At 72.5% G+C, this 23,596-nt stretch carries 20 protein-coding genes; 14 read left to right on the forward strand and 6 right to left on the reverse strand.

Features of this window, described 5'->3' with window-relative positions; all coding sequences use genetic code 11:
* The first annotated feature begins 83 nt into the window (after nt 1–83).
* The 3 genes from CW362_RS07285 to CW362_RS07295 all read left to right on the forward strand — a co-directional run bounded on the left by CW362_RS07285 (nt 84) and on the right by CW362_RS07295 (nt 3,131).
* A complete protein-coding gene (locus CW362_RS07285) occupies nt 84–854 on the forward strand; it encodes a lysophospholipid acyltransferase family protein (protein WP_103548544.1) in 771 nt (256 codons plus the stop codon).
* On the forward strand, nt 851–1,861 hold the full coding sequence (locus tag CW362_RS07290; protein ID WP_103548545.1) for an NAD(P)H-dependent glycerol-3-phosphate dehydrogenase: 1,011 nt from the start codon (nt 851–853) through the stop codon (nt 1,859–1,861). Before CW362_RS07285 ends, CW362_RS07290 begins: the two co-directional genes overlap by 4 nt.
* A gap of 112 nt (nt 1,862–1,973) precedes the next feature.
* Entirely contained in the window at nt 1,974–3,131 is a 1,158-nt protein-coding gene (locus tag CW362_RS07295) for a D-alanine--D-alanine ligase family protein (RefSeq protein WP_103548546.1), read from the forward strand.
* Nucleotides 3,132–3,152: 21 nt separating this feature from the next.
* On the opposite strand, the gene CW362_RS07300 is transcribed toward CW362_RS07295, so the two are convergent.
* Both CW362_RS07300 and CW362_RS07305 read right to left on the reverse strand, forming a co-directional pair.
* The gene (locus CW362_RS07300; protein ID WP_103548547.1) at nt 3,153–3,662 is read right to left on the reverse strand and encodes a DUF3515 domain-containing protein; all 510 of its coding nucleotides are present in this window, start codon (nt 3,660–3,662) and stop codon (nt 3,153–3,155) included.
* A 20-nt stretch (nt 3,663–3,682) separates the two neighbouring features.
* Nucleotides 3,683–3,916, reverse strand: coding sequence for an Lrp/AsnC family transcriptional regulator (locus CW362_RS07305; protein ID WP_103548548.1), 234 nt, complete (start codon nt 3,914–3,916; stop codon nt 3,683–3,685).
* A 206-nt stretch (nt 3,917–4,122) separates the two neighbouring features.
* On the opposite strand from CW362_RS07305, the gene CW362_RS07310 reads away from it, so the two are divergent.
* On the forward strand, nt 4,123–5,088 hold the full coding sequence (locus tag CW362_RS07310) for a thiamine-phosphate kinase (protein WP_103548549.1): 966 nt from the start codon (nt 4,123–4,125) through the stop codon (nt 5,086–5,088).
* Between the two features lie 154 nt (nt 5,089–5,242).
* Here the strand turns inward: CW362_RS07310 and rpmB are convergent, their stop codons facing one another.
* Entirely contained in the window at nt 5,243–5,428 is a 186-nt protein-coding gene (rpmB, locus tag CW362_RS07315) for a 50S ribosomal protein L28 (protein ID WP_037625034.1), read from the reverse strand.
* A gap of 264 nt (nt 5,429–5,692) precedes the next feature.
* Here rpmB and CW362_RS07320 point away from each other — a divergent pair, with 264 nt between their 5' ends.
* On the forward strand, nt 5,693–7,549 hold the full coding sequence (locus tag CW362_RS07320; protein WP_103548550.1) for a DAK2 domain-containing protein: 1,857 nt from the start codon (nt 5,693–5,695) through the stop codon (nt 7,547–7,549).
* A gap of 27 nt (nt 7,550–7,576) precedes the next feature.
* Here CW362_RS07320 and CW362_RS07325 read toward each other — a convergent pair whose 3' ends face one another.
* The gene (locus CW362_RS07325) at nt 7,577–8,500 is read right to left on the reverse strand and encodes a DMT family transporter (RefSeq protein ID WP_103548551.1); all 924 of its coding nucleotides are present in this window, start codon (nt 8,498–8,500) and stop codon (nt 7,577–7,579) included.
* A gap of 81 nt (nt 8,501–8,581) precedes the next feature.
* On the opposite strand from CW362_RS07325, the gene CW362_RS07330 reads away from it, so the two are divergent.
* Nucleotides 8,582–9,508: a LysR family transcriptional regulator gene (locus tag CW362_RS07330; RefSeq protein WP_103548552.1), complete on the forward strand. Its 927-nt coding sequence runs from the start codon at nt 8,582–8,584 to the stop codon at nt 9,506–9,508.
* Between the two features lie 235 nt (nt 9,509–9,743).
* Here CW362_RS07330 and CW362_RS07335 read toward each other — a convergent pair whose 3' ends face one another.
* A complete protein-coding gene (locus tag CW362_RS07335; RefSeq protein ID WP_206300886.1) occupies nt 9,744–12,803 on the reverse strand; it encodes a tetratricopeptide repeat protein in 3,060 nt (1,019 codons plus the stop codon).
* Nucleotides 12,800–14,638, reverse strand: coding sequence for an HSP90 family protein (locus tag CW362_RS07340; RefSeq protein WP_103548553.1), 1,839 nt, complete (start codon nt 14,636–14,638; stop codon nt 12,800–12,802). Before CW362_RS07340 ends, CW362_RS07335 begins: the two co-directional genes overlap by 4 nt.
* Before the next feature lie 166 nt (nt 14,639–14,804).
* On the opposite strand from CW362_RS07340, the gene CW362_RS07345 reads away from it, so the two are divergent.
* From CW362_RS07345 to mutM, 8 genes are all read left to right on the forward strand, one after another.
* Nucleotides 14,805–18,035 (forward strand): helicase-related protein, encoded by a 3,231-nt coding sequence (locus CW362_RS07345; RefSeq protein WP_103548554.1) that lies wholly within the window; start codon nt 14,805–14,807, stop codon nt 18,033–18,035.
* A 67-nt stretch (nt 18,036–18,102) separates the two neighbouring features.
* A complete protein-coding gene (gene rsmD / locus CW362_RS07350; RefSeq protein ID WP_103548555.1) occupies nt 18,103–18,690 on the forward strand; it encodes a 16S rRNA (guanine(966)-N(2))-methyltransferase RsmD in 588 nt (195 codons plus the stop codon).
* A gap of 26 nt (nt 18,691–18,716) precedes the next feature.
* Nucleotides 18,717–19,196, forward strand: coding sequence for a pantetheine-phosphate adenylyltransferase (gene coaD, locus CW362_RS07355; protein WP_206300890.1), 480 nt, complete (start codon nt 18,717–18,719; stop codon nt 19,194–19,196).
* A 99-nt stretch (nt 19,197–19,295) separates the two neighbouring features.
* On the forward strand, nt 19,296–20,366 hold the full coding sequence (locus CW362_RS07360) for a cell division initiation protein (RefSeq protein WP_103548557.1): 1,071 nt from the start codon (nt 19,296–19,298) through the stop codon (nt 20,364–20,366).
* 173 nt (nt 20,367–20,539) lie between these two features.
* Entirely contained in the window at nt 20,540–21,193 is a 654-nt protein-coding gene (locus CW362_RS07365) for a YceD family protein (RefSeq protein WP_103548558.1), read from the forward strand.
* Between the two features lie 2 nt (nt 21,194–21,195).
* Nucleotides 21,196–21,369, forward strand: coding sequence for a 50S ribosomal protein L32 (rpmF, locus tag CW362_RS07370; protein ID WP_006139588.1), 174 nt, complete (start codon nt 21,196–21,198; stop codon nt 21,367–21,369).
* 19 nt (nt 21,370–21,388) lie between these two features.
* On the forward strand, nt 21,389–22,246 hold the full coding sequence (rnc, locus tag CW362_RS07375; RefSeq protein WP_103548559.1) for a ribonuclease III: 858 nt from the start codon (nt 21,389–21,391) through the stop codon (nt 22,244–22,246).
* Between the two features lie 478 nt (nt 22,247–22,724).
* Nucleotides 22,725–23,585, forward strand: coding sequence for a bifunctional DNA-formamidopyrimidine glycosylase/DNA-(apurinic or apyrimidinic site) lyase (gene mutM, locus CW362_RS07380; RefSeq protein WP_103548560.1), 861 nt, complete (start codon nt 22,725–22,727; stop codon nt 23,583–23,585).
* The last annotated feature ends 11 nt before the right edge of the window (nt 23,586–23,596 follow it).

Consider the following 23,596-nt stretch of genomic DNA (forward strand, 5'->3'; position numbering starts at 1 on the left):
TCGGGGCGTACGGTGTCCTCGACAGACAGGCGGCCTGGAGCGACACTTGTGCGGCCCCCCAGGCTCTAGAGGAAGGTGTCCGCGTGGCCCGCCGCAGAATCGGCTTCTGGTACCGCTTCGCAGCGGTTCTCGTCAAACCGCCGCTCGTGGTTCTGCTCAAGCGGGACTGGCGTGGGATGGAGAACATTCCGGCCGAGGGTGGATTTATCACCGCGGTGAACCACAATTCCCATGTGGACCCGTTCGCGTATGCGCACTACCAGTACAACACCGGGCGTGTTCCGCGCTTCCTGGCGAAGGCCGGACTTTTCAAGAAGGGATTCGTCGGAGCCGCGATGCGCGGCACCGGACAGATTCCCGTCTACCGCGAGAGCACGGACGCCCTGAGCGCCTTCCGGGCCGCGATCGACGCCGTCGAACGCGGTGAGTGCGTGGCGTTCTACCCCGAGGGCACGCTCACCCGTGACCCCGACGGCTGGCCGATGACCGGCAAGACCGGCGCGGCGAGGGTCGCCCTGCAGACCAGGTGCCCGGTGATCCCGGTCGCCCAGTGGGGCGCCAACGAACTGCTGCCCCCGTACGCCAAGAAGCCCGCCGTCCTCCCGCGCAAGACCCACCACGTGCTCGCGGGCCCGCCGGTGGACCTCTCGCGCTACTACGACCGGGAGATGAACCCGGACCTCCTGCGGGAGGTCACCGAGGTCATCATGGCGGCCATCACCGCGCAGCTGGAGCTGATCCGCGGCGAGAAGGCGCCCGAGAACGTGTACGACCCGCGCGAGGTGCGCATCGCGCAGCGCCGCAAGGCCGCGGCCAAGTCGAAGGCACAGCAGGAAGAGGGGCAGGGCACGTGAGCAAGCCGGTCAGGGCGGCCGTCTTCGGGACCGGATCATGGGGTACGGCCTTCGGCATGGTGCTCGCCGACGCCGGGTGCGACGTCACCCTGTGGGCGCGCCGTCCCGAACTCGCCGACGCGGTCAACTCCACGCGGATGAACCCGGACTACCTCCCGGGGATCGAACTCCCCGAGAACCTGCGGGCCACCGCCGACCCCGCCGAGGCCGCGCGCGACGCAGACTTCACCGTGCTCGCCGTCCCCTCCCAGACCCTGCGCGGCAATCTCGCGGAGTGGGTGCCGCTGCTGGCCCCCGGCACCGTGCTCGTCTCGCTCATGAAGGGCGTCGAACTCGGCACCGTGAAGCGGATGAGCGAGGTCATCGAAGAGGTCGCCAAGGTCTCCGCCGACCGTGTCGCCGTCGTCACGGGGCCCAACCTCGCCAAGGAGGTCGCCCAGCGGATGCCCGCGGCCGGCGTCGTCGCCTGCCGCGACGAGGCGGTGGCCCGGCGCATCCAGACCGCCTGCCACACGCCGTACTTCCGTCCGTACACGAACACCGACGTGGTGGGCTGCGAACTCGGCGGAGCCGTCAAGAACGTGATCGGTCTCGCCGTCGGCATCGCCGACGGCATGGGTCTGGGCGACAACGCCAAGGGCTCGCTGATCACCCGCGGCCTGGCCGAGACCACCCGGCTCGGACTCGTCATGGGCGCGGACCCGATGACGTTCTCCGGCCTCGCGGGTCTCGGCGACCTCGCCGCGACCTGCTCCTCGCCGCTCTCCCGCAACCACACCTTCGGCATCAACCTCGGCCGGGGCATGACCCTCCAGGAGACCATCGCGGTCACCCGGCAGACCGCCGAGGGCGTCAAGTCCTGCGAGTCGGTGCTGGATCTGGCCCGTCGGCACGGCGTCGACATGCCGATCACGGAGACGGTCGTCAGCATCGTCCACGAGGGCAAGCCCCCGGTGGTCGCCCTCAAGGAGCTGATGGGGCGCAGCGCGAAGCCCGAGCGCCGCTAGGCCCGCCGAACCGCCAGGTGGGCGACGCTCAGCGACGGTGGGCACGACGCTGAGCAACGGCGGCCGTGGGGCGCTGACTCACCGCCGTACCGCGGGGTACTCTCGACGCGATATGAGCACCGAGAACCTCCTCCAGAGCCCTGAGCAGCCGCCTCGCAAGCCGCGCGTGGCCGTCGTCTTCGGCGGCCGCAGCTCCGAACACGGGATCTCCGTGGTCACCGCCGGCGCCGTCCTGAGCGCCATCGACCGTACGAAGTACGACGTACTGCCGATCGGCATCACCCAGGACGGCCGCTGGGCGCTCACCGCGGACGAGCCGGAACGCATGGCGATCGTCGACCGCAGGCAGCCCAGCGTCGAGCAGCTCGCCGAGTCCGGCGAGGGCGGCGTGGTGCTCCCCGTCGACCCCGCCAACCGCGAAGTCGTCTACAACGAGCCCGGGTCGGTCCCCAAGGCGCTCGGCGAGGTCGACGTCGTCTTCCCGATGCTGCACGGCCCTTACGGCGAGGACGGCACCCTCCAGGGCCTCCTGGAGCTCTCCGGCGTCCCCTACGTCGGCTCGGGCGTCCTCGCCTCGGCCGTCGGCCAGGACAAGGACTACATGAAGCGGGTGTTCACCTCGTTCGGCCTGAAGGTGGGCCCGTACGTGGTGATCCGGCCGCGCGAGTGGCAGCAGGACCAGGCCGCCGCCCGCAAGAAGATCGTCGACTTCGCCGGTGAGCACGGCTGGCCGCTCTTCGTGAAGCCCGCGCGCGCGGGTTCGTCGTTCGGCATCACGAAGGTCGACGACCTCTCGGGCCTCGACGAGGCGATCGAGGAGGCCCAGCGGCACGACCCGAAGATCATCGTGGAGGCGCTGCTGCGCGGCCGCGAGATCGAGTGCGGCGTCCTGGAGTTCGAGGACGGGCCGCGCGCCTCGGTCCCCGCGGAGATCCCGCCCGTGCAGTCGCACGCGTTCTACGACTTCGAGGCCAAGTACATCGACGCGGCCGACGGGATCGTGCCGGCGCCGCTCACCGAGGAGCAGACCGCCGAGGTCCGCCGTCTGGCCGTCGAGGCCTTCGAGGCGGCCTCCTGCGAGGGACTGGTCCGCGCGGACTTCTTCCTCACCGAGGACGGCGAGTTCGTGATCAACGAGATCAACACGATGCCGGGCTTCACGCCGATCTCCATGTACCCGCGGATGTGGCGGGAGACGGGCGTCGGCTACGCGGAGCTCGTCGACCGGCTCATCCAGGCGGCGCTGCGTCGGTCCACCGGACTGCGCTGAGCACCGCGCGCGACCAGCACGTCAGTCGGCGATCCCCTCGGGGATCGCCTTCTTGACGGAGGCGGCCAGGTCGACGAGCACGCCGGAGACGTCGGCGCCCCGGGGCGCGACGACCTGGACGTACGCCAGACGCGACGCGGTGGTGAGGCGGGTCGTCCCGTCGTCCTGCTTCTCCATCAGCCAGTCGACACCGTTCACCCCGCCGCCGACCGCCTTCGGGTCGTCGCCCGTGGCCACCTTCGGGTCGGTCATCTTCGGCGGCCGTTCGACACCGCAGCGCAGTATGATCGCCGGGCTTCCCCAGCCCGCGGTCAGCGCGGACCGGGGCTCCGGGTCCTGACGGCGACGGCCGTCCACGGTCCGCGGCAGCGCCTTGTCCAGGTTCTGGCACAGCTCGGTGACCTTCGTGTCCGGGCTCGGAACCGCGACGGACGCGCTGTCGTCTGCTGAGGAGCAGCCCGCGATCGCGATCAGCGCCGCGAGAGCGGGCAGCCCGAGGGAAGCGGTGTGCCGGTGACGGAAGAAGTTCACCGGCCAAGGGTAGACGGGGGCTACAGGTGCACGACCGGACAGGTCAGGGTGCGGGTGATGCCGTCCACCTGCTGGACCTTGGCCACCACCATGCGGCCGAGTGCGTCGACGGTGTCGGCCTGGGCACGCACGATCACGTCGTACGGTCCTGTCACGTCCTCGGCCTGGATCACCCCCGGGATCTTGCTGATCGTCTCGGCGACGGTCGACGCTTTGCCGACCTCCGTCTGGATCAGGATGTACGCCTGTACCACGGAACCTCCAGGGCGGCCACGAGGATCATGTGGGGAAAAGGAACGCCACGGTATCGCGTTGCCGCTCGCCGCGGGGAGACCCGCGGGGACTGGGGCTCGCGCGCCGGGGTGGAGGGCCTGCGCAAGTTGACGGTCAACTCGACCGTACCGAGTACTCAGACGGCTCGCGACCGGGCACGAGCAGCGACTAAGGGAGCACGACGATCATGAAGGGCACCGTGGGCGAGTTGGGGGAGTTCGGGCTCATCCGAGAGCTCACCTCGCGCCTCACCACCACCCCGGCGGTCCGGGTCGGCCCCGGCGACGACGCCGCGGTGGTGGCAGCGCCGGACCGCAGGGTCGTGGCGAGCACCGACATCCTCCTCGAAGGACGTCACTTCCGCCGCGACTGGTCCACGGCGTACGACGTCGGCCGCAAGGCCGCCGCGCAGAACCTCGCGGACATCGCCGCGATGGGCGCCGTGCCGACCGCGCTGCTGCTCGGCCTGGTCGTGCCCGCCGAACTCCCGGCCACCTGGCCCTCCGAGCTGATGGACGGACTGCGCGACGAGTGCCAGGTCGCGGGCGCGGCCGTGGTCGGCGGGGACGTCGTACGGGGCGAGACCATCACCGTCTCGATCACCGCACTCGGTGATCTGCGCAACCACGAGCCGGTCACCCGGGCCGGCGCGCAGCCCGGTGACGTCGTCGCCGTGACGGGCTGGCTGGGCTGGTCCGCCGCGGGCTTCGCGGTGCTCTCCCGGGGTTTCCGTTCGCCGCGCGCCTTCGTCGAGGCCCATCGCCGGCCCGAACCGCCGTACCACGCGGGTCCGGCCGCCGCCGGGCTCGGCGCGACCTCGATGACGGACGTCAGCGACGGCCTGATCGCCGACCTCGGGCACATCGCCGAGGCGAGCAAGGTGCGCATCGACATCCGCTCCGGGGACATCGACGTCCCCTCGCAGATGAACGACATCGGCCAGGCCGTCGGGGTCGACCCCATCCAGTGGGTGCTCACCGGCGGCGAGGACCACGCGATCGTCGCCACCTTCCCGCCGGACGTGAAGCTGCCCGCGCGCTGGAAGGTGATCGGCGAGGTCCTCAACCCGTCGGCCCTGCCCCGGGTGACCGTGGACGGCGCGCCCTGGACGCGCAAGGGCGGCTGGGACCACTTCGGGGACATCGAGTCCTGAGGCTTCCGGCGTCCGGGGTGCCCACCCCGGACGCCCGGGGCGCCCCGCGGGCGCGAGGGCAGCAAAGCGGGCGCAGGGCAGCAAAAAACCCGCCCACCGTGAGGTGGACGGGTTCAGTGCAAGCGAACCAGCAGTGGCCGCGCGCTGGCGGTTGTCAGCGCGTGACCTTGCCGGCCTTGATGCACGAGGTGCAAGCGTTCACGCGCTTCGGCGTCCCGCCCACCACGGTACGGACGCGCTGGATGTTGGGGTTCCAGCGACGCGGTGTACGGCGGTGCGAGTGCGAGATGTTGTTGCCGAAGCCCGGCCCCTTGCCGCAGACGTCGCAGTTGGCAGCCACGGGTCACTCCAAAGACTTCAGATGCACTTACGGTTGATCCCGGCATGCCGAGGATCGAGATCTAGGATCTGAGTGGCGGTGCCAGGGGGATGGCCCGATCAGATCGGGCAACTGGAGCAGCATACAACGACTGCGTCCGGAGAACGAAACTACCATGATCTGCCGGTTGCCACTCCGCCCTCCTCGGCCCCGGGGCCCTCTACCGGCAGTAACCCGTTCTGGGTCTACGCTGCGTCCCACGTCCAGCAGATCGAGGAGGCACAGGTGCCGCAGGTGCCGCAGACATTCGATGCTCTCGCGGTGCGCACCTGGTGCGGGCTCGCGCTCCGGGCCCTGGGCCGTGCGCGCGAGGAGATCGACGCGATCAACGTCTACCCGGTCGCCGACGGCGACACCGGGACGAACCTGTATCTGACGGTGGAGTCGGCGACGGCGGCGGTCGAGGCGGTGTTCGCGGGGTACGAGGCGGTGGCCGCTCCGGCACCCGGGGCGTCCGGGAGCGACGACGGGACCGGGACGGCCGGAGCGCCCGGGACGGCCGAGGACTCCGGGGCCGCCGCGGCGAGCGGTGTCCCGCTCGCCGCCGCCGTACGGGCGATGGCGCACGGGGCCCTGATCGGGGCCCGGGGCAACTCCGGGACCATCCTCGCGCAGTTGCTGCGGGGCATGGCCCAAGTGCTCGCCGCCGACGGTGAGACCGCTCACACCGACGGCCGGGGTCTGGGCCTCGCCCTGCGGAACGCCGCCGATTCCGCCCGCGGGGCCGTCGCGCACCCCGTCGAGGGCACGGTCCTCACCGTCGCCTCGGCCGCCGCCGACGCGGCCTCCGGTGCCGAGGGCGACTGCGGCGCGGTCGCCCTCGCGGCCTACGCGGGCGCGGGCGTCGCGCTCACCGCGACCACCGGGCAGCTCGCCGCCCTGGAGCACGCCGGTGTGGTCGACGCGGGCGGGCGGGGGCTGGTGGCGGTGCTCGCGGCGCTGGTGGAGACGTTCACGGGGGAGGCGCCGGGACCGGTCGCGGCCCCGCCCGGACAGCGCGGGCCGGGGGAGGAGGCCACCCCCGGCCCCACGGGCGTGACCGTTTCCGCCGACGCCCCGGACGCCGCCGCTCCCGCGACCGCCGGAGCCGGCGCGGGGCACGGCCACGGGACCGGCGCGGCGGGCGCCTGCGGGGACGGGGACGCGGAGGACGGCCATCCCGCCTTCGAGGTGATCTACCTCCTGGAGGCGGAGGACGCGGCCGTGGACCGTCTGCGGAACCGGCTCGACGCCCTCGGCGACTCCCTCGTCGTGGTCGGCGGCGACGGCCTGTGGAACGTCCACGTGCATGTGGACGACGCGGGCGCGGCCGTCGAGGCGGGCGTCGAGGCCGGGCGCCCGTACCGCATCCGGATCACCCACTTCGGGCTCGGCGACGCGCACACCGGAGCCGGGGCGGCGCGCGCGCCCCGGGAGCGGGCGCAGCGGGCCGTCGTGGCCGTCGTGCCGGGCGAGGGCCTGGCCGGGCTCTACACCGAGGCCGGGGCGACGACCGTGCTCGCGCGGCCGGACGAACCGCCCGCCAGCGGGGAGCTCGTGGAGGCCGTACGACGGGCCCACGCGCGCGAGGTGGTGCTGCTGCCCAACGACGCCGACCTGCGGCACACCGCGGCGGCGGCCGCCGAACAGGCCCGTGCCGAGGGGGTCCGGGTCGCCCTGATCCCGACCCGCTCCGCGGTGCAGGGCATCGCCGCGCTGGCCGTGCACGAACCGGAGCGCCGCTTCGACGAGGACGTCGTCGCCATGACCTCGGCGGCGGGAGCCACCCGCTACGCCGAGGTCACCGTCGCCGAGCGGCAGTCCTGGACCATGGCCGGCATCTGCCAGGCCGGAGACGTGCTCGGCCTCGTCGACGGTGATGTCGCCGTCATCGGCACCGATGTCACCGCCACGGCGGAGACGGTCCTCGACCGCATGCTCGCGGCGGGCGGGGAGATGGTCACCCTCGTCCTCGGCGACGAGGCCCCCGAGTCCATCGCCGCCCATCTGGAGGCACGCGTACGGGAGTCGTACCTCGCGGTGGACACCGTGGTGTACCGGGGCGGGCGCCAGGGCGCGCTGCTGCTGATCGGGGTCGAGTAGCGGCCGGGGACGCGTGTGTTCCGGCGGTCAGGCGTTCGCCGGAACCGCGGGACGACGGGTCTCCTCGGTGCCGGCCGTCCGGTGGGCGCGTTCGACGGCCTGTCCCCAGTAGGTCCCGGCGACCATCAGCACGGCGCCGAGGGCGGTGAGGACCGTGAGGTGTTCGCCGCCGAGACCGATGCCGACCGCGACGGCCCACACCGGCTCGGTGCCCAGCAGCAGACTGGCCCGGCTCGCGGAACTGCGCTGCACCGCCCAGGTCTGCGCCAGGAACGCGAACACGCTGCAGAGCAGGGCGAGGTGGAGGAGCTGGGCCCAGCCCGCCGCGTCGACGCCGCCGAGAGCGGACAGGGAGCCGGCGGCGGGCACCGCGAACAAGACGGTGCCGACGACCGTCTGGACGGTCGTGACGTGCAGCGGCCGTACCCGGCGACGGGCGGTGAGCCGCCCCACGAGCGCCACATGGGCCGCGCGGACCAGCGCGGCGGCGAGGATCAGCAGGTCACCGCTACGAGGCTGGTGGAAGCCGCTGCCGGACACCAGGAGAGCGACGGCGAGCAGACACAGGCCGGTGGCGGCGAAGTAGCGCGGCGGCAGCCCCGCCGTCCCGGACCGGCGGTCCAGCAGCGGGGTGAGCACGATGGTGAGGCTGATCAGCAGGCCCGCGTTGGCCGCGCTGGTGTGCGCGACGCCGTACGTCTCCAGGGCCAGGACCGCCGCCTGGGTGACCCCCAGCACCGCCCCGACGCGCAGCTCGTCGCGCGTGCAGCGCCTCGTCCGGCGCCGGGCGGCGACGAGCGCGGCGCAGGCGGCGGCCGAGATGCCGTACCGCACGAACAGGACGAGCAGGACGGGGAGCGCCGAAGTGGCGGTCTTGGCGGCCAGATAACTGGAACCCCAGACGGCGGCGACAAGGAGAAGCACCGCGTCGGTGCTGCGGACTCGGGACACGCCCCACACGCTCCCGCACCCCGACCCTGAAGCCCAGAGCGAAGTTCTTCAGTGTCTTTTAAGCATCACTACAATGAGTGGGTGAACGAGCGGCAGCTGCGGATCCTGCGTGAACTCGGTGAGCTGGGCAGCGTCACCGCCGTGGCGGAGGCGCTGCTGATGACCCCCTCGGCGATCTCGCAGCAACTGCGGTTGCTACAGCGCTCGATCCCGGTCCCGCTCACCGAACGCGACGGACGGCGGCTGGTGCTGACGGACGCCGGGCGGGTGCTGGCCGGTGCGGCGATCGAGGTGGAGAGCGCCCTCGCCCGGGCACGGCACTGCGTGGACGACTTCGTCGACGAGCCGGCCGGGGACGTGTCGGTGGCCGCCTTCCACAGCGCGGCCGCCACGTTCTTCCCGGTCCTGCTGCGCGGCCGGGCCCGCACGGCCCCGCGGCTCTCGCTCGCCGACGAGGACGTGGCGCAGGACCACTTTCCCCGGCTGACCCGTGACTACGACCTCGTCGTCGCCCACCACCTCGCGCACACACCGCCCTGGCCGCGCACGGTCACCGCCACCACGCTGCTCAGCGAGCCCCTCGACGTCGCCCTGCCGGCCGGCCACCCGCTGGCCCGGCGGGAGAGCCTGACCCCGGCCGACGTCGCGGTGCTGCCCTGGATCACCGTGCACGACGGCTTCCCGCTGATGGCCACCGTCGACGCCGTCGCGACCGCCGCGAACCGGCGGCCGGACATCGTCCACCGCGTCAACGAGTTCACCGTGGTCGCCGAGCTCGTCGCCGCGGGCGGCGGGGTCGCCCTGATGCCCCGCTGGACCACGCGCCCGCATCCCGCGCTGGTCCTCAGGCCCCTGGCCGGGGTCCACGCCGTGCGCCGCATCGACGTGCTCCACCGTCCCGAACGCGCGGCCCGCAGGGCCGTACGGACGGTGCTCGACGAACTGCGCCGTGCGGCCGAGTCGATCCGCACCGAAGACGCCCCGGATCCCGGCTCCGCCCCCTCGTGAGACGAGCGGCGACGGGGATCCCGACGACACCGTGAAGCCCGCGCCCGGAGACCTGCGGGCAGGAGCGGGGAACCGACGCCCGGACGCGGCGACTTGAGCCGCGCGACGCGGATCCGGTGCTCGTGGCGGGGGTCTGCCGTCGGTGCGTGGTGGGCCGGGGCGGGGCAGGGGTTCCGGTGAGGCGGGTGTGGTGGCCTCGTACCGAGGCGCGGACGGTTCCGCGCCTCGGTCCCGGTCAGGCCCGGCCGGCTCCCTCCAGGAGCGCGAGCATCTTCTCGGCCTCGGCCCGCAGGGCCCCGGCGGTCTCCCCGTCCAGCCGGTCGCACAGGGCGAGGACCGTGCGCGCGCGTGCCGAGGCGGCCTCGTACCGGCCCAGGTCGGCCTCCAGCCGGCCCGCCGCCAGCTCGCAACCCGTTCGGGCGCCGAGCAGGGCGTCACCGAGGGAGGCGAACACGGAGACCGCCCGCGTCATGTGCCCGAGGGCCTCCTCGCACGCGTCCCGCGCGTCGGCCTCTTCCACGTCGTCGGGCACGGAACGGGCCACCAGATCACCGAACTGGCGGTGGGTGTGCCCGAGTTCGGCGACGACACGACGCCCGGCGTCCGCGTCCGCGTCCTCGTTCTCAGGACCGGCACCGGCACCGGGTGCCTCCGCCCGGCGCCCCACCGCCGACTCGCACTCCCGGACCGCCTCCGCCATCAGCTCGCGCGCCTCGCCGAGCCCTCCGTCCCGCCGGGCCGCGCCCCACGCGCGGGCCCGGAGCGCCCGGACCAGCCCGTGGGCGTCGCCCAGCTCGCGCCACAGGTCGCACGCGCGGGCGTACGCCTGATCCGCCTCGGCGGTCATCCCGGCGTGCAGCAGCGCCTCGGCCGCGAGGTTCGCGAGCATCGCGTGGTCGTGCTGCTCGGGCCAGTGCCGGGCGACGTCGGCGGCGCGCAGCCAGTGCTCGGCGGCCCCGCGGTGTTCGCCGAGCTCGGTGAGACAGTCGCCGAGCCACCAGCGCGTCTGCACGATCGAGCCCTCGCCGTGCATCTCGGCGGTCAGGTCGGGCAGAGCCGACTCCAGGATCTCCGCAGCCTCCGCCCACCGCCCCTGGCGGAGCAGGAACCCGCCGAGGTGGTGGCGCGCCCAGGCACCGAACGTGGCGGCCTCGCCCGCCTCGTCGGCCCAGTGCGCGGCCTCCAGGGCGTGCTCCGAGGCGGGGCCGAACCGCCCGGTGGCGGCGAGCGTCTCGGCGAGCCGGAGATGCAGCTGGGCATGGCCGGCCGGCTCCAGATGGGACCCTCCGTGCTCCAGCGCGTCGCGCGTCGCCCGCTCCGCGGCCTCCATGTCGCCGAGGTGCGTCGCGATCCCGGCGAGCCGGGAGTCGTACTCGACGGCGAACCACGGCAGCCCCGCCGCCACGAACCCGTCGACGGCGCGCCGGAGGAATCCGGCGGCCCCCTCGGCGTCGTCGGCGCGGGCGGCGAGCTCCCCGAGCATCGCGTACGCCTCGGCGGCCCGCGACGCGAGCGCCACGTCGTCCCCGGCACGCGGCTCCGCCAGGGCCAGCAGTTCCCGCGCGGCCTCCTCCGCGGCGGCCATGACATCGCCCTCGGAGCCGGAGCCGGAGCCGGAGCCGGAGCCGGAGCCGGAGCCGGAGCCGGTGTCGCCGCCGGCGAGCGGCCGCCCGTCCACCGCGGCGCTCTCCAGCTCGTCCACCCGGTGCATCAGCGTCCGCGCCCGGCCGATCAGCACGGACGCCGTCTGCGAGGCCCCCGTCCCGCCCTCGGTGAACAGGGCGAGCACCTGTTCGCGCAGCTCCGCGACGGCCTCCAGGGCCTGCGCGGACCCGCCCGACAGCGCCTGGACGTACGCGGCGCGGGAACGGGCCGCCAGCGCCTCACCGGGGTCGCCCGCCTCGGCGTACAGCTCGGCGGCCCGGAGGAAGAGAGCGGCGCCCCGCGGCCCGCGGCCCATCGCCTCGTGATCGGCGATCTCCGCGCGGTCGCGGACCGCCAGCTCCCGGCCCTCGGCGGCGCGCGAGACCGCCGCCCACGCCTCGACCGCGTCCGGGTCCCGCAGCGCCGAGAGCCGCCGGGCCTCGGCGAGCAGCGCGTCCAGGCCCGGTTCGGCGGCCTCCGCCACGACAGCCGACGCGGACACCGGCACCGGCCGGGGGGAACCGGCGCGCGCCGGACCCGTGGAGCGCACGCCCAGCGGCAGCCGGTCGACGAGCACCGGCTGGTCCATGCGCGCGCGGGCCCGCTCGCCGATGTACGGCGTGCCGTTGCGCTCGTCGAACCGGGCCGCCAGGGCCAGCGCCTCCTCGCGCGCGTGGACGGCCAGTTCCGCCGCCGTCCACTCCCGCCCCGTGGGCCCCGGAACCGGCTGTCCGCCGAGCCCGAGGGCGGTCAGCCGGTCCATCGTGAGCGCCACGACCGACAGGAAGTCCAGCTTGCTGCGCGGGTCCCCGGAGTCCGTGAAGTAGGCCGGGCGCTCCGCGAGCAGTTCCAGGGCGCGCGCCTCGTTGCCGGTCAGGGCGCAGAACTCCACGTGGTCCGCGAACGCGCCCCGCATGCTCTCCATGGACCGCACCAGCCGGAAGCCCCGCAGATGGTGGGCGCGCGCCTCCTCCGGACGTCCCAGCCGCAGCAGCGGCAGCAGGGAGGAGGCGAGGGCGGTGTGCGGCTCGTGGGCGCAGGTGTACTCGCCCCCGAGCACCGGCGCCCACAGCTCCAGCGCCTCCTCGTCCGCGCCGCGCACCGTCCGCCACCACCCCTGCCCGTGCAGCTCGCACGCGTGGCAGTCGGCCATGGAGTCACGGTCCGCCGCCATCCAGGCGGTGTACGCCCGTTCGGCGCGCTCCAGGTCGCCCAGATGGGCGGCGACGCTGAACTCGGCGCTGCGCACGGCTCGTTCGGAGTGACCGGCGAGACGGTAGCGCCGTTCCATCTCGCCGAGCCACTTCTCTATGGAGGCGAGCGGGACGTGCGGCTGGTCGAGCATGCCCGCCGACATCCACTTGAAGACCCAGTGCAGGGAGTGGATCTCGAACTCGTCGAAGTGCTCGGGGTGTTCGTCCCACATGCGCAGCAGACGCGCGAAGGGGACGAACATCTTGTCCTTCTCGGAGCTGTAGTTGTAGACCTTCAACTGGTGTCCGAGCGCCTCGACGACGGCGAGCGGGACGTCCAGCTTCTCGGCCTCCACGAGCAGTTGCTCCGCGCGCGCGTTGCGGCCGGGTCCCTCGGGCTGCTCGTAGTTGTCCGCCATCGCCCGCCGCAGCGTGTCGAAGTCCATGGCCGGGCTCATCGGCGGTCGTCCTTTCCGGGATCGGTGTGGGTGGCCCACTCCAGCAGGCCGATGAAGGCGCGGTTGAGGAGCGCCGAGTCCGCGGGCCGCAGCGGGCGCTGGGCCATCAGCAGCGCCTGCCCGTACAGCGACTCCGTGGCGGTGCCGATCAGGTCCGGGTCACCGAGCGAACCGATCCTGCGGATCAGCGGGTTGAGGTGGTTGAGGACCAGACGCGCGCGCGGGGCGCTGCCGCGCAGCGAGCCGAGGATGCCCGCCCACAGGTCGTCGGCCTGCTCCTCGGCCTCCGCGCGGGCCTGCTCGTGGCGGGCCGCCCGGTCGTCCAGGTGCAGGGCGGGCGTCGACAGGGGGTGGAAGGCGCGCAGCACCACGTCGCAGTCGAGCGGGTCGAGCCGGGCCCGCGCGGCCGCGAGGAAGCCCGACAGCGCCAGCTCCTCGGCCGGGTCGACCGTGTCCAGGTGGGCCGTCACGGTGTCCGCGTCCAGCTCCGAGACGGCCGTGCCCGGCCGTACGGCCGGCAGGGCCTCGATCAGCTCGCTGTCGTACGTGTAGCCGCCGTTGACGACCCCGACCCCCTGCGCGGAGGCGATCGGCGCGACCTGCCGGTACTCCTCCACGGTCCGCGTGAAGTGCACCACCGGGTGCCGCTGCGCGAACTCCTCCAGGGACAGCCGTCCGTCGGTCGTCTCGAAGGGCAGCCACGGCAGCATCGTGCGCAGCATCTCCGTGTCGTGCCGCGCCAGCGACTTCACGCCCAGGTGGTGCACGGACAGGAAGGCGGCCAGCCGCTCCGGGTCGTTCGCCGCGAGTCCGGTCAGCCAGGACCGGATGCGCTCGCCCAGCGCCTCCCGCACGGCGGCGAGGGTCTCGTCCTCGTACAGCGACTCGCGGGACGCGGTGGGCCGCAGGCTGTCCGTGTCGAGGACGCAGCGCACGAAGAACGCCCAGTCGGGCAGCAGCTGTTCGGCCCGCTCGGTGAGCAGCATGCCCTTCAGGTGCACCCGGTGGCTCGCGCGCTGGGCGGGAGAGACCGCCGTGGGCAGGACGTAGGCCACGCCCCGGACACCGGCGAGCGGCACGTCCAGGCCGATCGAGTCCAGCGGGGTGAACCCGAACAGCTCCCGGCAGTGCCGGGCCAGGGCGACCCGCCGGCCGGAGGGGCTCGGGTAGGGCCGGTCCCAGGGCGCGGGGAGGTCCGCGACCGCCTCGTCGCCGACCCGCACGTCGTACGGCAGCAGGGCCCCGAAGTCGCGCGCCAGCGACAGGACCCGATCCCGGTCCAGCCACTCGCCGGCCCCGGCCCGCGCCACCAGGTGCACGGTCGTGCCCGGCTCGGCGCGCGCCTCCTGCGGCAGGGTGCGCACCGTGTACGAGCCGTCGTCGGCCGCGGTCCACTCGACCGGTGCCGCGTCGGGCGTCCGGGCGCTGCGGCTGACCACCCGGATCCGCTCGGCGACGACGAAACACGCCAGCAGCCCGATGCCGAACTGGCCGAGGAAGTCCGAACGGGCCGACTCCAGGCCGTCGTTCCGCTTGGAGCTGCGGCCGATGGTCGCCAGCAGACTGTGCACGTCGGACTCGGTGAGCCCGATCCCGGAGTCCTCCACCCGCAGGGTCCCGCCTTCGGCGTACAGCCGCACCGTGGCCGGGGCGTCCGGCTGCTCCGCGCGCCGCGCGGTGATCGCGTCGACGGCGTTCTGCAGCAGCTCGCGCAGGTAGACCTTGGGACTGGAGTAGAGGTGATGGGAGAGGAGGTCGACCAGACCGCGCAGGTCGACCTGGAACGTATGGGGTGACGGGGAGGCCTGGGACGGCTGTGAGGTCTGGGAGTCCATCGTCGCTGCGCCGGTCGGTGGGGGGACGGGCGACGGCGCGGGGTCGGGCGGTCCCGGGGGCGGTGACCGCGAAGAGGGCCGGAGCGCGTCATCCTAGGCCCGGAACCAGCCGTCTGACCAGCGGATTTCCAGGACGTATACGGCAATGTCAGTGCCGTGGTGTGCAATGGATCTCGTGCCCGTGCTCGAAGAACCACTGAAGAAGGCGCTCGGTCCCGCCACCGCGAAGGTGATGGCCGAGCACCTCGGCCTGCACACCGTCGGCGACCTGCTGCACCACTACCCCCGCAGATACGAGGAGCGCGGGCAGCTCACCCACCTCGCCGACCTGCCGATGGACGAGCACGTGACGGTGGTCGCCCAGGTCGCCGACGCCCGCCTGCACACCTTCGCCTCGTCCAAGGCGCCCCGCGGCAAGGGCCAGCGCCTGGAGGTGACCATCACGGACGGCAGCGGCCGCGTCCAGCTCGTCTTCTTCGGCAACGGCGTGCACAAGCCCCACAAGGACCTGCTGCCCGGCACCCGCGCGATGTTCTCCGGCAAGGTCTCCGTCTTCAACCGCCGCCTCCAGCTCGCCCACCCGGCCTACGAGCTGCTGCGCGGCGAGGGCGACGAGGCGGTGGAGAGCGTCGACAGCTGGGCGGGCGCCCTCATCCCGATCTACCCGGCCACCGCCAAACTGGAGTCCTGGAAGATCGCCAAGTCCGTGCAGACGGTGCTGCCGAGCGCCCAGCGGGCGGTCGACCCCCTCCCGGACCCGCTGCGCGACGGCCGCGGCCTGGTCGGCCTCCCCGAGGCCCTCCTCAAGATCCACCGCCCGGGCACCAAGGCCGACATCCACGACGCCCGCGCCCGCCTCAAGTGGGACGAGGCCTTCGTCCTCCAGGTCGCCCTGGCCCGCCGCCGCCACGCCGACGCCCAGCTCCCGGCCGTCGCCCGCACCCCCCTGCCCGACGGCCTGCTGACCGCCTTCGACGCCCGGCTGCCCTTCACCCTCACCGAGGGCCAGCAGAAGGTCTCCAAGGAGATCTTCGACGGCCTCGCCACCGAACACCCGATGCACCGGCTGCTCCAGGGAGAGGTGGGTTCCGGAAAGGCTCAGCCCCTCGACTCGACGGTGCTGACACCCACGGGTTTCCGGCGGATGGGGGACCTGCGGGAGGGCGACGAAGTGGTCGTACCCGATGGCGAGATCGCTGTGATCGATGGGGTTTTTCCTCAGGGAGAGCGTGACGTCTGGCGCTTGGTCCTCTCCGACGGAAGTTCCGTGGAGTGCGACGACGAGCACCTCTGGATCGTCGGAACGAGCTGCGCATGGCATCGCGGTCAGGTGCCCAAGACGATGACCACCAGGGAGATCCGTCTCGACACGTTCAAGGCGAACGGATCGTCGAAGTGGTACATCCCTCCCGCAGCTCCGGTCGACCTCGGACCGGACGTCGAGTTGCCGCTCGATCCCTACCTCTTCGGGCTGCTGTTGGGTGACGGTTCATTCCGGCACAATCTTCGTCTTTCGACGATCGACGAAGAGATCCGCGACGCCGCGGCGAGTGCTGTTGCACCGGACTGCCGGCTGGTTCCGGTGCCGGGATCACGCTGCGACTACACGATCCAGTTGAAGCAGCGTTCCGGTGGTGTCCGGAACCCAGTCATCCAGGCGCTGCGGAACCTCGACCTTTGGGGCAAGACGTCCCACGGCAAATTCATCCCACAAGAGTTCAAGAACACGTCCGTCAAGAACCGTCTCGCTCTCCTCCAGGGGCTGCTGGACACGGACGGCACGGTGCACAAGGACGGAATGAGCATCTCCCTCTGCTCCGCCTCGCTCAGGCTCGCGGATGATGTCGCGTGGCTCGTGCGTTCCCTGGGCGGACGGGCTCGGGTGCTGCCCACGAAGGCCGCCTTCAACGTCTCGGTGGCGCTTCCTGCCGAATACGCGCCCTTCAGGCTGTCCCGTAAGGCCGATCGGGTCTGTCCTCGCCCGAAATACAACACATTCCGACGAGGCATTCGGGCTGTGGAGTACGTGGGCCGCAAACCGGTCCAGTGCATCAGCGTCGCTCACCCGAGTCACGCCTACGTCACTGACAACTTCACTGTCACCCACAACACCATGGTGGCCCTGCGCGCCATGCTCGCCGTCGTCGACGCGGGCGGGCAGGCCGCGATGCTCGCGCCCACCGAGGTGCTCGCCCAGCAGCACCACCGGTCGGTCACCGAGATGATGGGCGAGCTGGCCGAGGGCGGCATGCTCGGCGGGGCCGAGCACGCTACGAAGGTCGTGCTGCTCACCGGCTCCATGGGGGCGGCCGCCCGCAGGCAGGCGCTGCTCGACCTGGTCACCGGCGAGGCCGGGATCGTGATCGGCACCCACGCGCTGATCGAGGACAAGGTCCAGTTCCACGACCTGGGCCTGGTCGTGGTCGACGAACAGCACCGCTTCGGCGTGGAACAGCGCGACGCCCTGCGCGGCAAGGGCAAGCAGCCCCCGCACCTCCTGGTCATGACCGCCACGCCCATCCCGCGCACGGTCGCGATGACGGTCTTCGGCGACCTGGAGACCTCCGTGCTCGACCAGCTCCCCGCCGGCCGCTCGCCGATCGCAAGCCACGTCGTCCCGGCCGCGGACAAGCCGCACTTCCTCACGCGCGCGTGGGAGCGCGTGCGCGAGGAGGTGGAGAACGGCCATCAGGCGTACGTCGTCTGCCCCCGCATCGGTGACGAGGAGGACGACCCGAAGAAGGGCGCCCGGAAGAAGTCCCCCGAGGACGAGGCGGAGAAGCGCCCGCCGCTGGCCGTCCTGGAGGTCGCCGACCAGCTCGCCAAGGGCCCCCTCCAGGGCCTGCGGGTCGAGGTCCTGCACGGCAGGATGCACCCCGACGACAAGGACGCCGTCATGCGCCGCTTCGCCGCGGGCGAGACGCACGTCCTGGTCGCCACGACCGTCATCGAGGTCGGGGTGAACGTGCCGAACGCCACCGCCATGGTGATCATGGACGCCGACCGCTTCGGCGTCTCCCAGCTCCATCAGCTCCGCGGCCGGGTCGGCCGCGGTTCGGCGGCGGGGCTGTGCCTGCTGGTCTCCGAGATGCCGGAGGCGAGCCCGGCCCGTCAGCGGCTGAACGCCGTGGCCTCGACCCTGGACGGCTTCGAGCTCTCCCGCATCGACCTCGAACAGCGCCGCGAGGGCGACGTCCTCGGCCAGGCCCAGTCCGGCGCCCGCTCCTCGCTGCGCATGCTCGCCGTCATCGACGACGAGGAGATCATCGCGGAGGCCCGCGAGGAGGCCACCGCGGTCGTCGCGGCGGACCCGGAACTCGCGGACCTGCCCGGCCTGCGCGTCGCCCTGGACGCCCTGCTGGACGAGGAACGGGAGCAGTACCTGGACAAGGGCTGAGCGGCGGCGAGGGGCCGGCGGCTGAGAGACTGGGAGGAACCGACCACCCCCAGCGCAAAGGACCCTCATGACCCGCGTGATCGCTGGCCGGGCCGGCGGACGCCGTCTGGCCGTCCCGCCGGGCACCGGCACCCGCCCCACCTCCGACCGGGCGCGCGAGGGCCTCTTCTCCACCTGGCAGTCCCTGCTCGGCGGCCCGCTGGAGGGCGAGCGCGTGCTCGACCTGTACGCGGGCTCGGGCGCCGTCGGCCTGGAGGCCCTCAGCCGCGGCGCCGGACACACCCTGCTCGTGGAGGCGGACGCCCGCGCGGCCAAGGTCGTCCGCGACAACGTGAGGACGCTGGGCCTGCCGGGCGCCGAGGTCAGGGCGGGCAAAGCGGAGCAGATCGTCAAGGCTGCCCCTCCCGGGGAGCCGTACGACCTGGTCTTCCTCGACCCTCCGTACGTCGTTTCGGACGACGATCTTCGGGAGATTCTGCTCACACTCCGCACCGGGGGCTGGCTCGCGGAGGATGCGCTCGTCACCGTGGAGCGCAGCACCAGAGGCGGTGAATTCGGCTGGCCCGAGGGTTTCGAGCCCATCAGGGCCCGTCGCTACGGCGAGGGCACGTTTTGGTACGGTCGCGCCGCCTCTACGTGCGAAGAAGCACGATGACCGGACCGGAGAGCGAGGGACCACTGTTGCGCCGCGCCGTCTGTCCGGGGTCATTCGACCCCATCACCAACGGACATCTCGACATCATCGCCCGCGCCTCCGCGCTGTACGACGTCGTGCACGTCGTCGTGATGATCAATCAGTCCAAGAAGGGCCTGTTCACGGTCGACGAGCGGATCGAGCTGATCCGCGAGGTCACGGCCGAGTTCGGCAACGTCCAGGTCGAGGCCTACCACGGCCTCCTCGTCGACTACTGCAAGCAGCGGGACATCCCGGCCATCGTCAAGGGCCTGCGAGCGGTCAGCGACTTCGACTACGAACTCCAGATGGCCCAGATGAACAACGGCCTCTCGGGCGTCGAGACCCTGTTCATCCCGACCAGCCCCACCTACAGCTTCCTGTCCTCCTCGCTGGTCAAGGAGGTCGCGAACTGGGGCGGCGACATCTCCCACCTGGTGCCGCCGGTGGTCCTGGAGGCGCTCAAGGAGCGGCTCGGCCGGGACTGAGCGACTGACAGCCCGTCACCCGGTGTCGGAGGGCGCGGGAGTGGTCGTACAGTCGTCCCGTCCGTCTCCAACACGGCTGTAGAGAGTGGCGAGCACACGGTGGACGTACAGAAGAAGCTCGATGAGATCGTCGCGGCGGTCAGCGGTGCCCGTTCCATGCCCATGTCGGCATCGTGCGTGGTCAACCGCGCCGAACTGCTCTCGATGCTGGAGGAGGTGCGCCAGGCGCTGCCCGGCTCCCTCGCCCAGGCGCAGGAGCTGATCGGCGGCCGCGAGGAGATGGTCGAGCGGGCCCGCCAGGAGGCCGAGCGGATCATCGAGACCGCGCACGCCGAGCGCGGTTCCCTGATCTCCGACACCGAGGTCGCCCGCCGTTCGCAGAACGAGGCGGACCGCATCCTGGGCGAGTCCCGCAAGGAGGCGGAGGAGATCCGCGCGGAGGCCGACGACTACGTCGACTCCCAGCTCGCCAACTTCGAGGTCGTCCTCACCAAGACCCTCGGCTCCGTCGGCCGCGGCCGCGAGAAGCTCCTCGGCACCGGTCCGGGCCTCGACGAGGACGGTTACGAGGACGAGGACGCCCCCGAGCGCAGCTACGACCCGGAGACCCTGCGCCGCGACGCCGACGCGTACGTCGACGCCAAGCTCGGCGCCTTCGAGGCCGTCCTCGCCAAGACCCTGGAGGCCGTCGGCCGCGGCCGGGAGAAGCTCCAGGGCCGTATCGCCACCGACGACCTCGGCGCGCTCGCGGCCTTCGGGGAGGACGGAACGCCCGGGGCGCACACCAGCGACGCCGACTACCTGGCCGGCCTCGCGGAGCTCGCGGACGAGCCCGAGCAGGACCCCAGGACCCCGGAGCCGGCCGCCCAGCCGTCCTACGGGCAGCAGGAGGCGTACGCCTACCAGCAGCAGGACGACCCCTACGGCTACCAGCAGCAGTACGCCCAGCAGCAGGACGCGTACGGCTACCAGCAGGCCGACCCGTACGCCGCCTACCAGCAGCAGGGCTACGACCAGCAGGGCTACGACCAGGGCGGGCAGGTCTACGGCCAGCAGGCCCATGCCATGGACCAGCAGAACCATCCCCTCGACGAGGTCAGCCTCTTCGACACCAGCATGATCAGCGCGGACCAGCTGAGGGCGTACGAGCAGGGGCGCGGCGGCCACTGACCGGGCGGTCAGGAGGGGCGCGCACCGGCGTCCGGGGCGCGGGCACGCAGCGGATTGGGCCGAGAGCGAAAGGTCCAGTATCCTGGCTCTTCGGTCGCGCGTACGTCCGCGATCAGCGCTGCCCGAGGGACACCGAGGGCGGCGTTCCCAGAGTTCGAAGATCGAAAGCAGGAATGGTTCTGAACGCCCGCCTCGACCACCGCGATCCTCTCGTGTTCGACACGCACGAGCTGGGGCGGCGTCCTGGCGCGCTGCAGCGCCTGACCCGCACGATCGACGCTCCCAGGGATCTCGGGATCCAGGGTGTCATCGGAGTGCCGGAAGGCGCCCCGGTGGAGCTCGAACTCCGTCTGGAGTCGGTCATGGAAGGGGTGCTTGTCACAGGCACCGCCCGTGCATCGGCCGAAGGGGAGTGCGTAAGGTGTCTGGAGCCGCTTGAGCAGGTGCTCGAAGCGGACTTCCAGGAGATGTTCTCGTACCCTGACGCCGATGACCGGGGCCGCCCCAAGGCGGAGCCGGTCGACGACGCCGAGGAAGACGAGGACATGCTCTTCCTCGAGGACGGCTTGTTCGACCTCGAACCCGTGCTGCGTGATGCGGTGGTGCTCGCACTGCCGATGCAGCCGGTGTGCCAGGACGACTGCCCCGGCCTGTGCTCCGAATGCGGAGCCCGGCTGGCGGACGACCCGGACCACCACCATGACGCCGTCGACATCCGTTGGGCGGCACTGCAGGGACTCGCCGGTTCACTCGAAGATGGCGAGAAGGACGAGATGAGCGGCGGCGCGCTTCCTTCAGCGCACGTCGACGAGAAGCAGGAGAAGTAGCCGTGGCTGTTCCGAAGCGGAAGATGTCGCGCAGCAACACGCGCCACCGCCGGTCGCAGTGGAAGGCTGCGGTCCCCACCCTGGTTGCGTGCGAGCGCTGCCACGAGCCCAAGCTGCAGCACATCGCGTGCCCGGCCTGTGGCACCTACAACAAGCGCCAGGTCCTCGAGGTCTGAGCGGCTGGTGAGAGGTCTGATGTCTGACGCCAAGGCGGATTCAAACGCCAAGAAAAAGGCGGACAACACAGCCTCGTCCCACACGCTTCTGGAAGGGCGGCTCGGCTACAAGCTCGAGTCCGCCCTTCTGGTGCGTGCGCTGACCCACCGTTCCTACGCGTACGAGAACGGCGGTCTGCCGACCAACGAGCGCCTGGAGTTCCTCGGGGACTCCGTGCTGGGCCTCGTGGTCACGGACACGCTGTACCGCACCCACCCCGACCTGCCCGAGGGCCAGTTGGCCAAGCTGCGGGCCGCGGTGGTCAATTCTCGTGCGCTGGCGGAGGTGGGCCGCGGCCTCGAACTCGGCTCCTTCATCCGGCTCGGCCGGGGCGAGGAAGGCACGGGAGGCCGGGACAAGGCGTCCATCCTCGCCGACACCCTCGAAGCGGTGATCGGCGCGGTCTATCTCGACCAGGGGCTGGAGGCGGCGGGCGAACTCGTCCACCGGCTCTTCGACCCGCTGATCGAGAAGTCCTCGAATCTCGGTGCCGGCCTGGACTGGAAGACCAGTCTCCAGGAGCTCACCGCGACCGAGGGGCTCGGAGTCCCCGAGTACCTGGTCACGGAGACCGGCCCGGACCACGAGAAGGTCTTCACTGCTGCCGCCCGCGTCGGAGGCGTCTCGTACGGCACCGGCACCGGCCGCAGCAAGAAGGAGGCGGAGCAGCAGGCCGCGGAGTCCGCGTGGCGTGCCATCCACTCCGCGGCGGACGAGCGCGCGAAATCGGCGCAGGCCGCCGAACAGGTGGCTCGTGACGCCCAGCAGGCGGCCCAGGAGGCCGAGGGGACCGCCGACGCCTCCTCGACGTCCACGACCGGCACGGCCACGGCCTGAATCCTTCATCATCCGACGCGAGTACCGCGGTGACCGCGGCACTCGCACGGGACCCGCACCACCGGACCCCGCCGCAGCGCACCCGCGCCGCGGCGGGGTCCGCGCGTCGCCGGGCCGAGGGTCATGAGCGGGCCGGGAAGGCGCGGGCGGGACGGGGGAGGGCGGGACGCCCGCCGAGGCCCTCGCCGCCCACGGATCCGTCCGCGTGCTCCTCGGCGGCCGTCCGGGCTCGGCCCGGGCCCCGAACCGCGCGCCCCGCACACGGAACCGCTGACCGGCCCGCGGACAGCCCCGGCTCCCGGGACGGCTCCGGCCGGGGCGGACGGGCCTTCCCAGGGCCCCGGCGGCCGGGGCAGGCTCCGTGTCGTGGGCGGCCGCGTGCCGCGGGGCCGCGGCGGACCGCCCCCCGACGGCCGCCGCCCGTCGCGATGTACCCTTCCGGCATCACCCGCCCAGCCCGCCTTCCAGGAGGATTCCCGTGCCCGAGCTGCCCGAGGTCGAAGTCGTGCGGCGGGGCTTGGAGCGCTGGGTCACCGGACGGGTCGTGAGCTCGGTGGACGTCCGCCATCCGCGGGCCGTGCGGCGGCACCTGGCGGGAGCCGACGGCTTCGCGAAGGCGCTCGCCGGGCACCGGGTGGGCGGGGCGATGCGCCGCGGCAAGTACCTGTGGCTGCCGCTCGACGACTCGCCGTACTCCGTGCTCGCGCACCTCGGCATGAGCGGTCAGCTCCTCGTGCAGCCGGAGGACGCCGCGGAGGAGAAGCACCTGCGCATCCGCGTCCGCTTCGAGGACGACCGGGGCACCGAGCTGCGCTTCGTCGACCAGCGCACCTTCGGCGGGCTGTCGCTGCACGAGAACACCCCGGACGGCCTCCCCGACGTCATCGCGCACATCGCCCGCGACCCCCTCGATCCCCTCTTCGACGACGCCGCGTTCCACACCGCGCTGCGGGCCCGCCGCACGACCCTCAAGCGCGCCCTGCTCGACCAGTCACTGATCAGCGGCGTCGGGAACATCTACGCGGACGAGGCGCTGTGGCGCTCCAGGCTGCACTACGAACGCCCGGCGGGGACCATGACCCGGCCGCGCACCGCCGAACTCCTCGGCCACGTCCGCGATGTCATGAACGACGCCCTCGCCGCCGGCGGCACCAGCTTCGACAGCCTGTACGTCAACGTCAACGGCGAGTCGGGCTACTTCGACCGCTCGCTCGACGCGTACGGGCGCGAGGGCGAGCCCTGCCACCGCTGCGGGACGCCGATGCGCCGACGCGCCTGGATGAACCGCTCCAGCTACTTCTGCCCGCGCTGCCAGCGCGCGCCGCGCCAGACGGTCTGACCCGCCCGCAC

Source organism: Streptomyces populi (genome assembly GCF_002911015.1).
GTDB classification, from domain to species: Bacteria; Actinomycetota; Actinomycetes; order Streptomycetales; family Streptomycetaceae; genus Streptomyces; species Streptomyces populi.

Coding starts and splice junctions, on each gene's coding strand:
- CW362_RS07295 (WP_103548546.1), top strand. CDS start 1,974: ATGAGCACCGAGAACCTCCTCCAGAGCCCTGAGCAGCCGCCTCGCAAG.
- CW362_RS07310 (WP_103548549.1), top strand. CDS start 4,123: ATGAAGGGCACCGTGGGCGAGTTGGGGGAGTTCGGGCTCATCCGAGAG.
- CW362_RS07335 (WP_206300886.1), bottom strand. CDS start 12,803: ATGAGCCCGGCCATGGACTTCGACACGCTGCGGCGGGCGATGGCGGAC.
- CW362_RS07340 (WP_103548553.1), bottom strand. CDS start 14,638: ATGGACTCCCAGACCTCACAGCCGTCCCAGGCCTCCCCGTCACCCCAT.
- CW362_RS07345 (WP_103548554.1), top strand. CDS start 14,805: ATGGATCTCGTGCCCGTGCTCGAAGAACCACTGAAGAAGGCGCTCGGT.
- rsmD (WP_103548555.1), top strand. CDS start 18,103: ATGACCCGCGTGATCGCTGGCCGGGCCGGCGGACGCCGTCTGGCCGTC.
- CW362_RS07365 (WP_103548558.1), top strand. CDS start 20,540: ATGGTTCTGAACGCCCGCCTCGACCACCGCGATCCTCTCGTGTTCGAC.
- rnc (WP_103548559.1), top strand. CDS start 21,389: ATGTCTGACGCCAAGGCGGATTCAAACGCCAAGAAAAAGGCGGACAAC.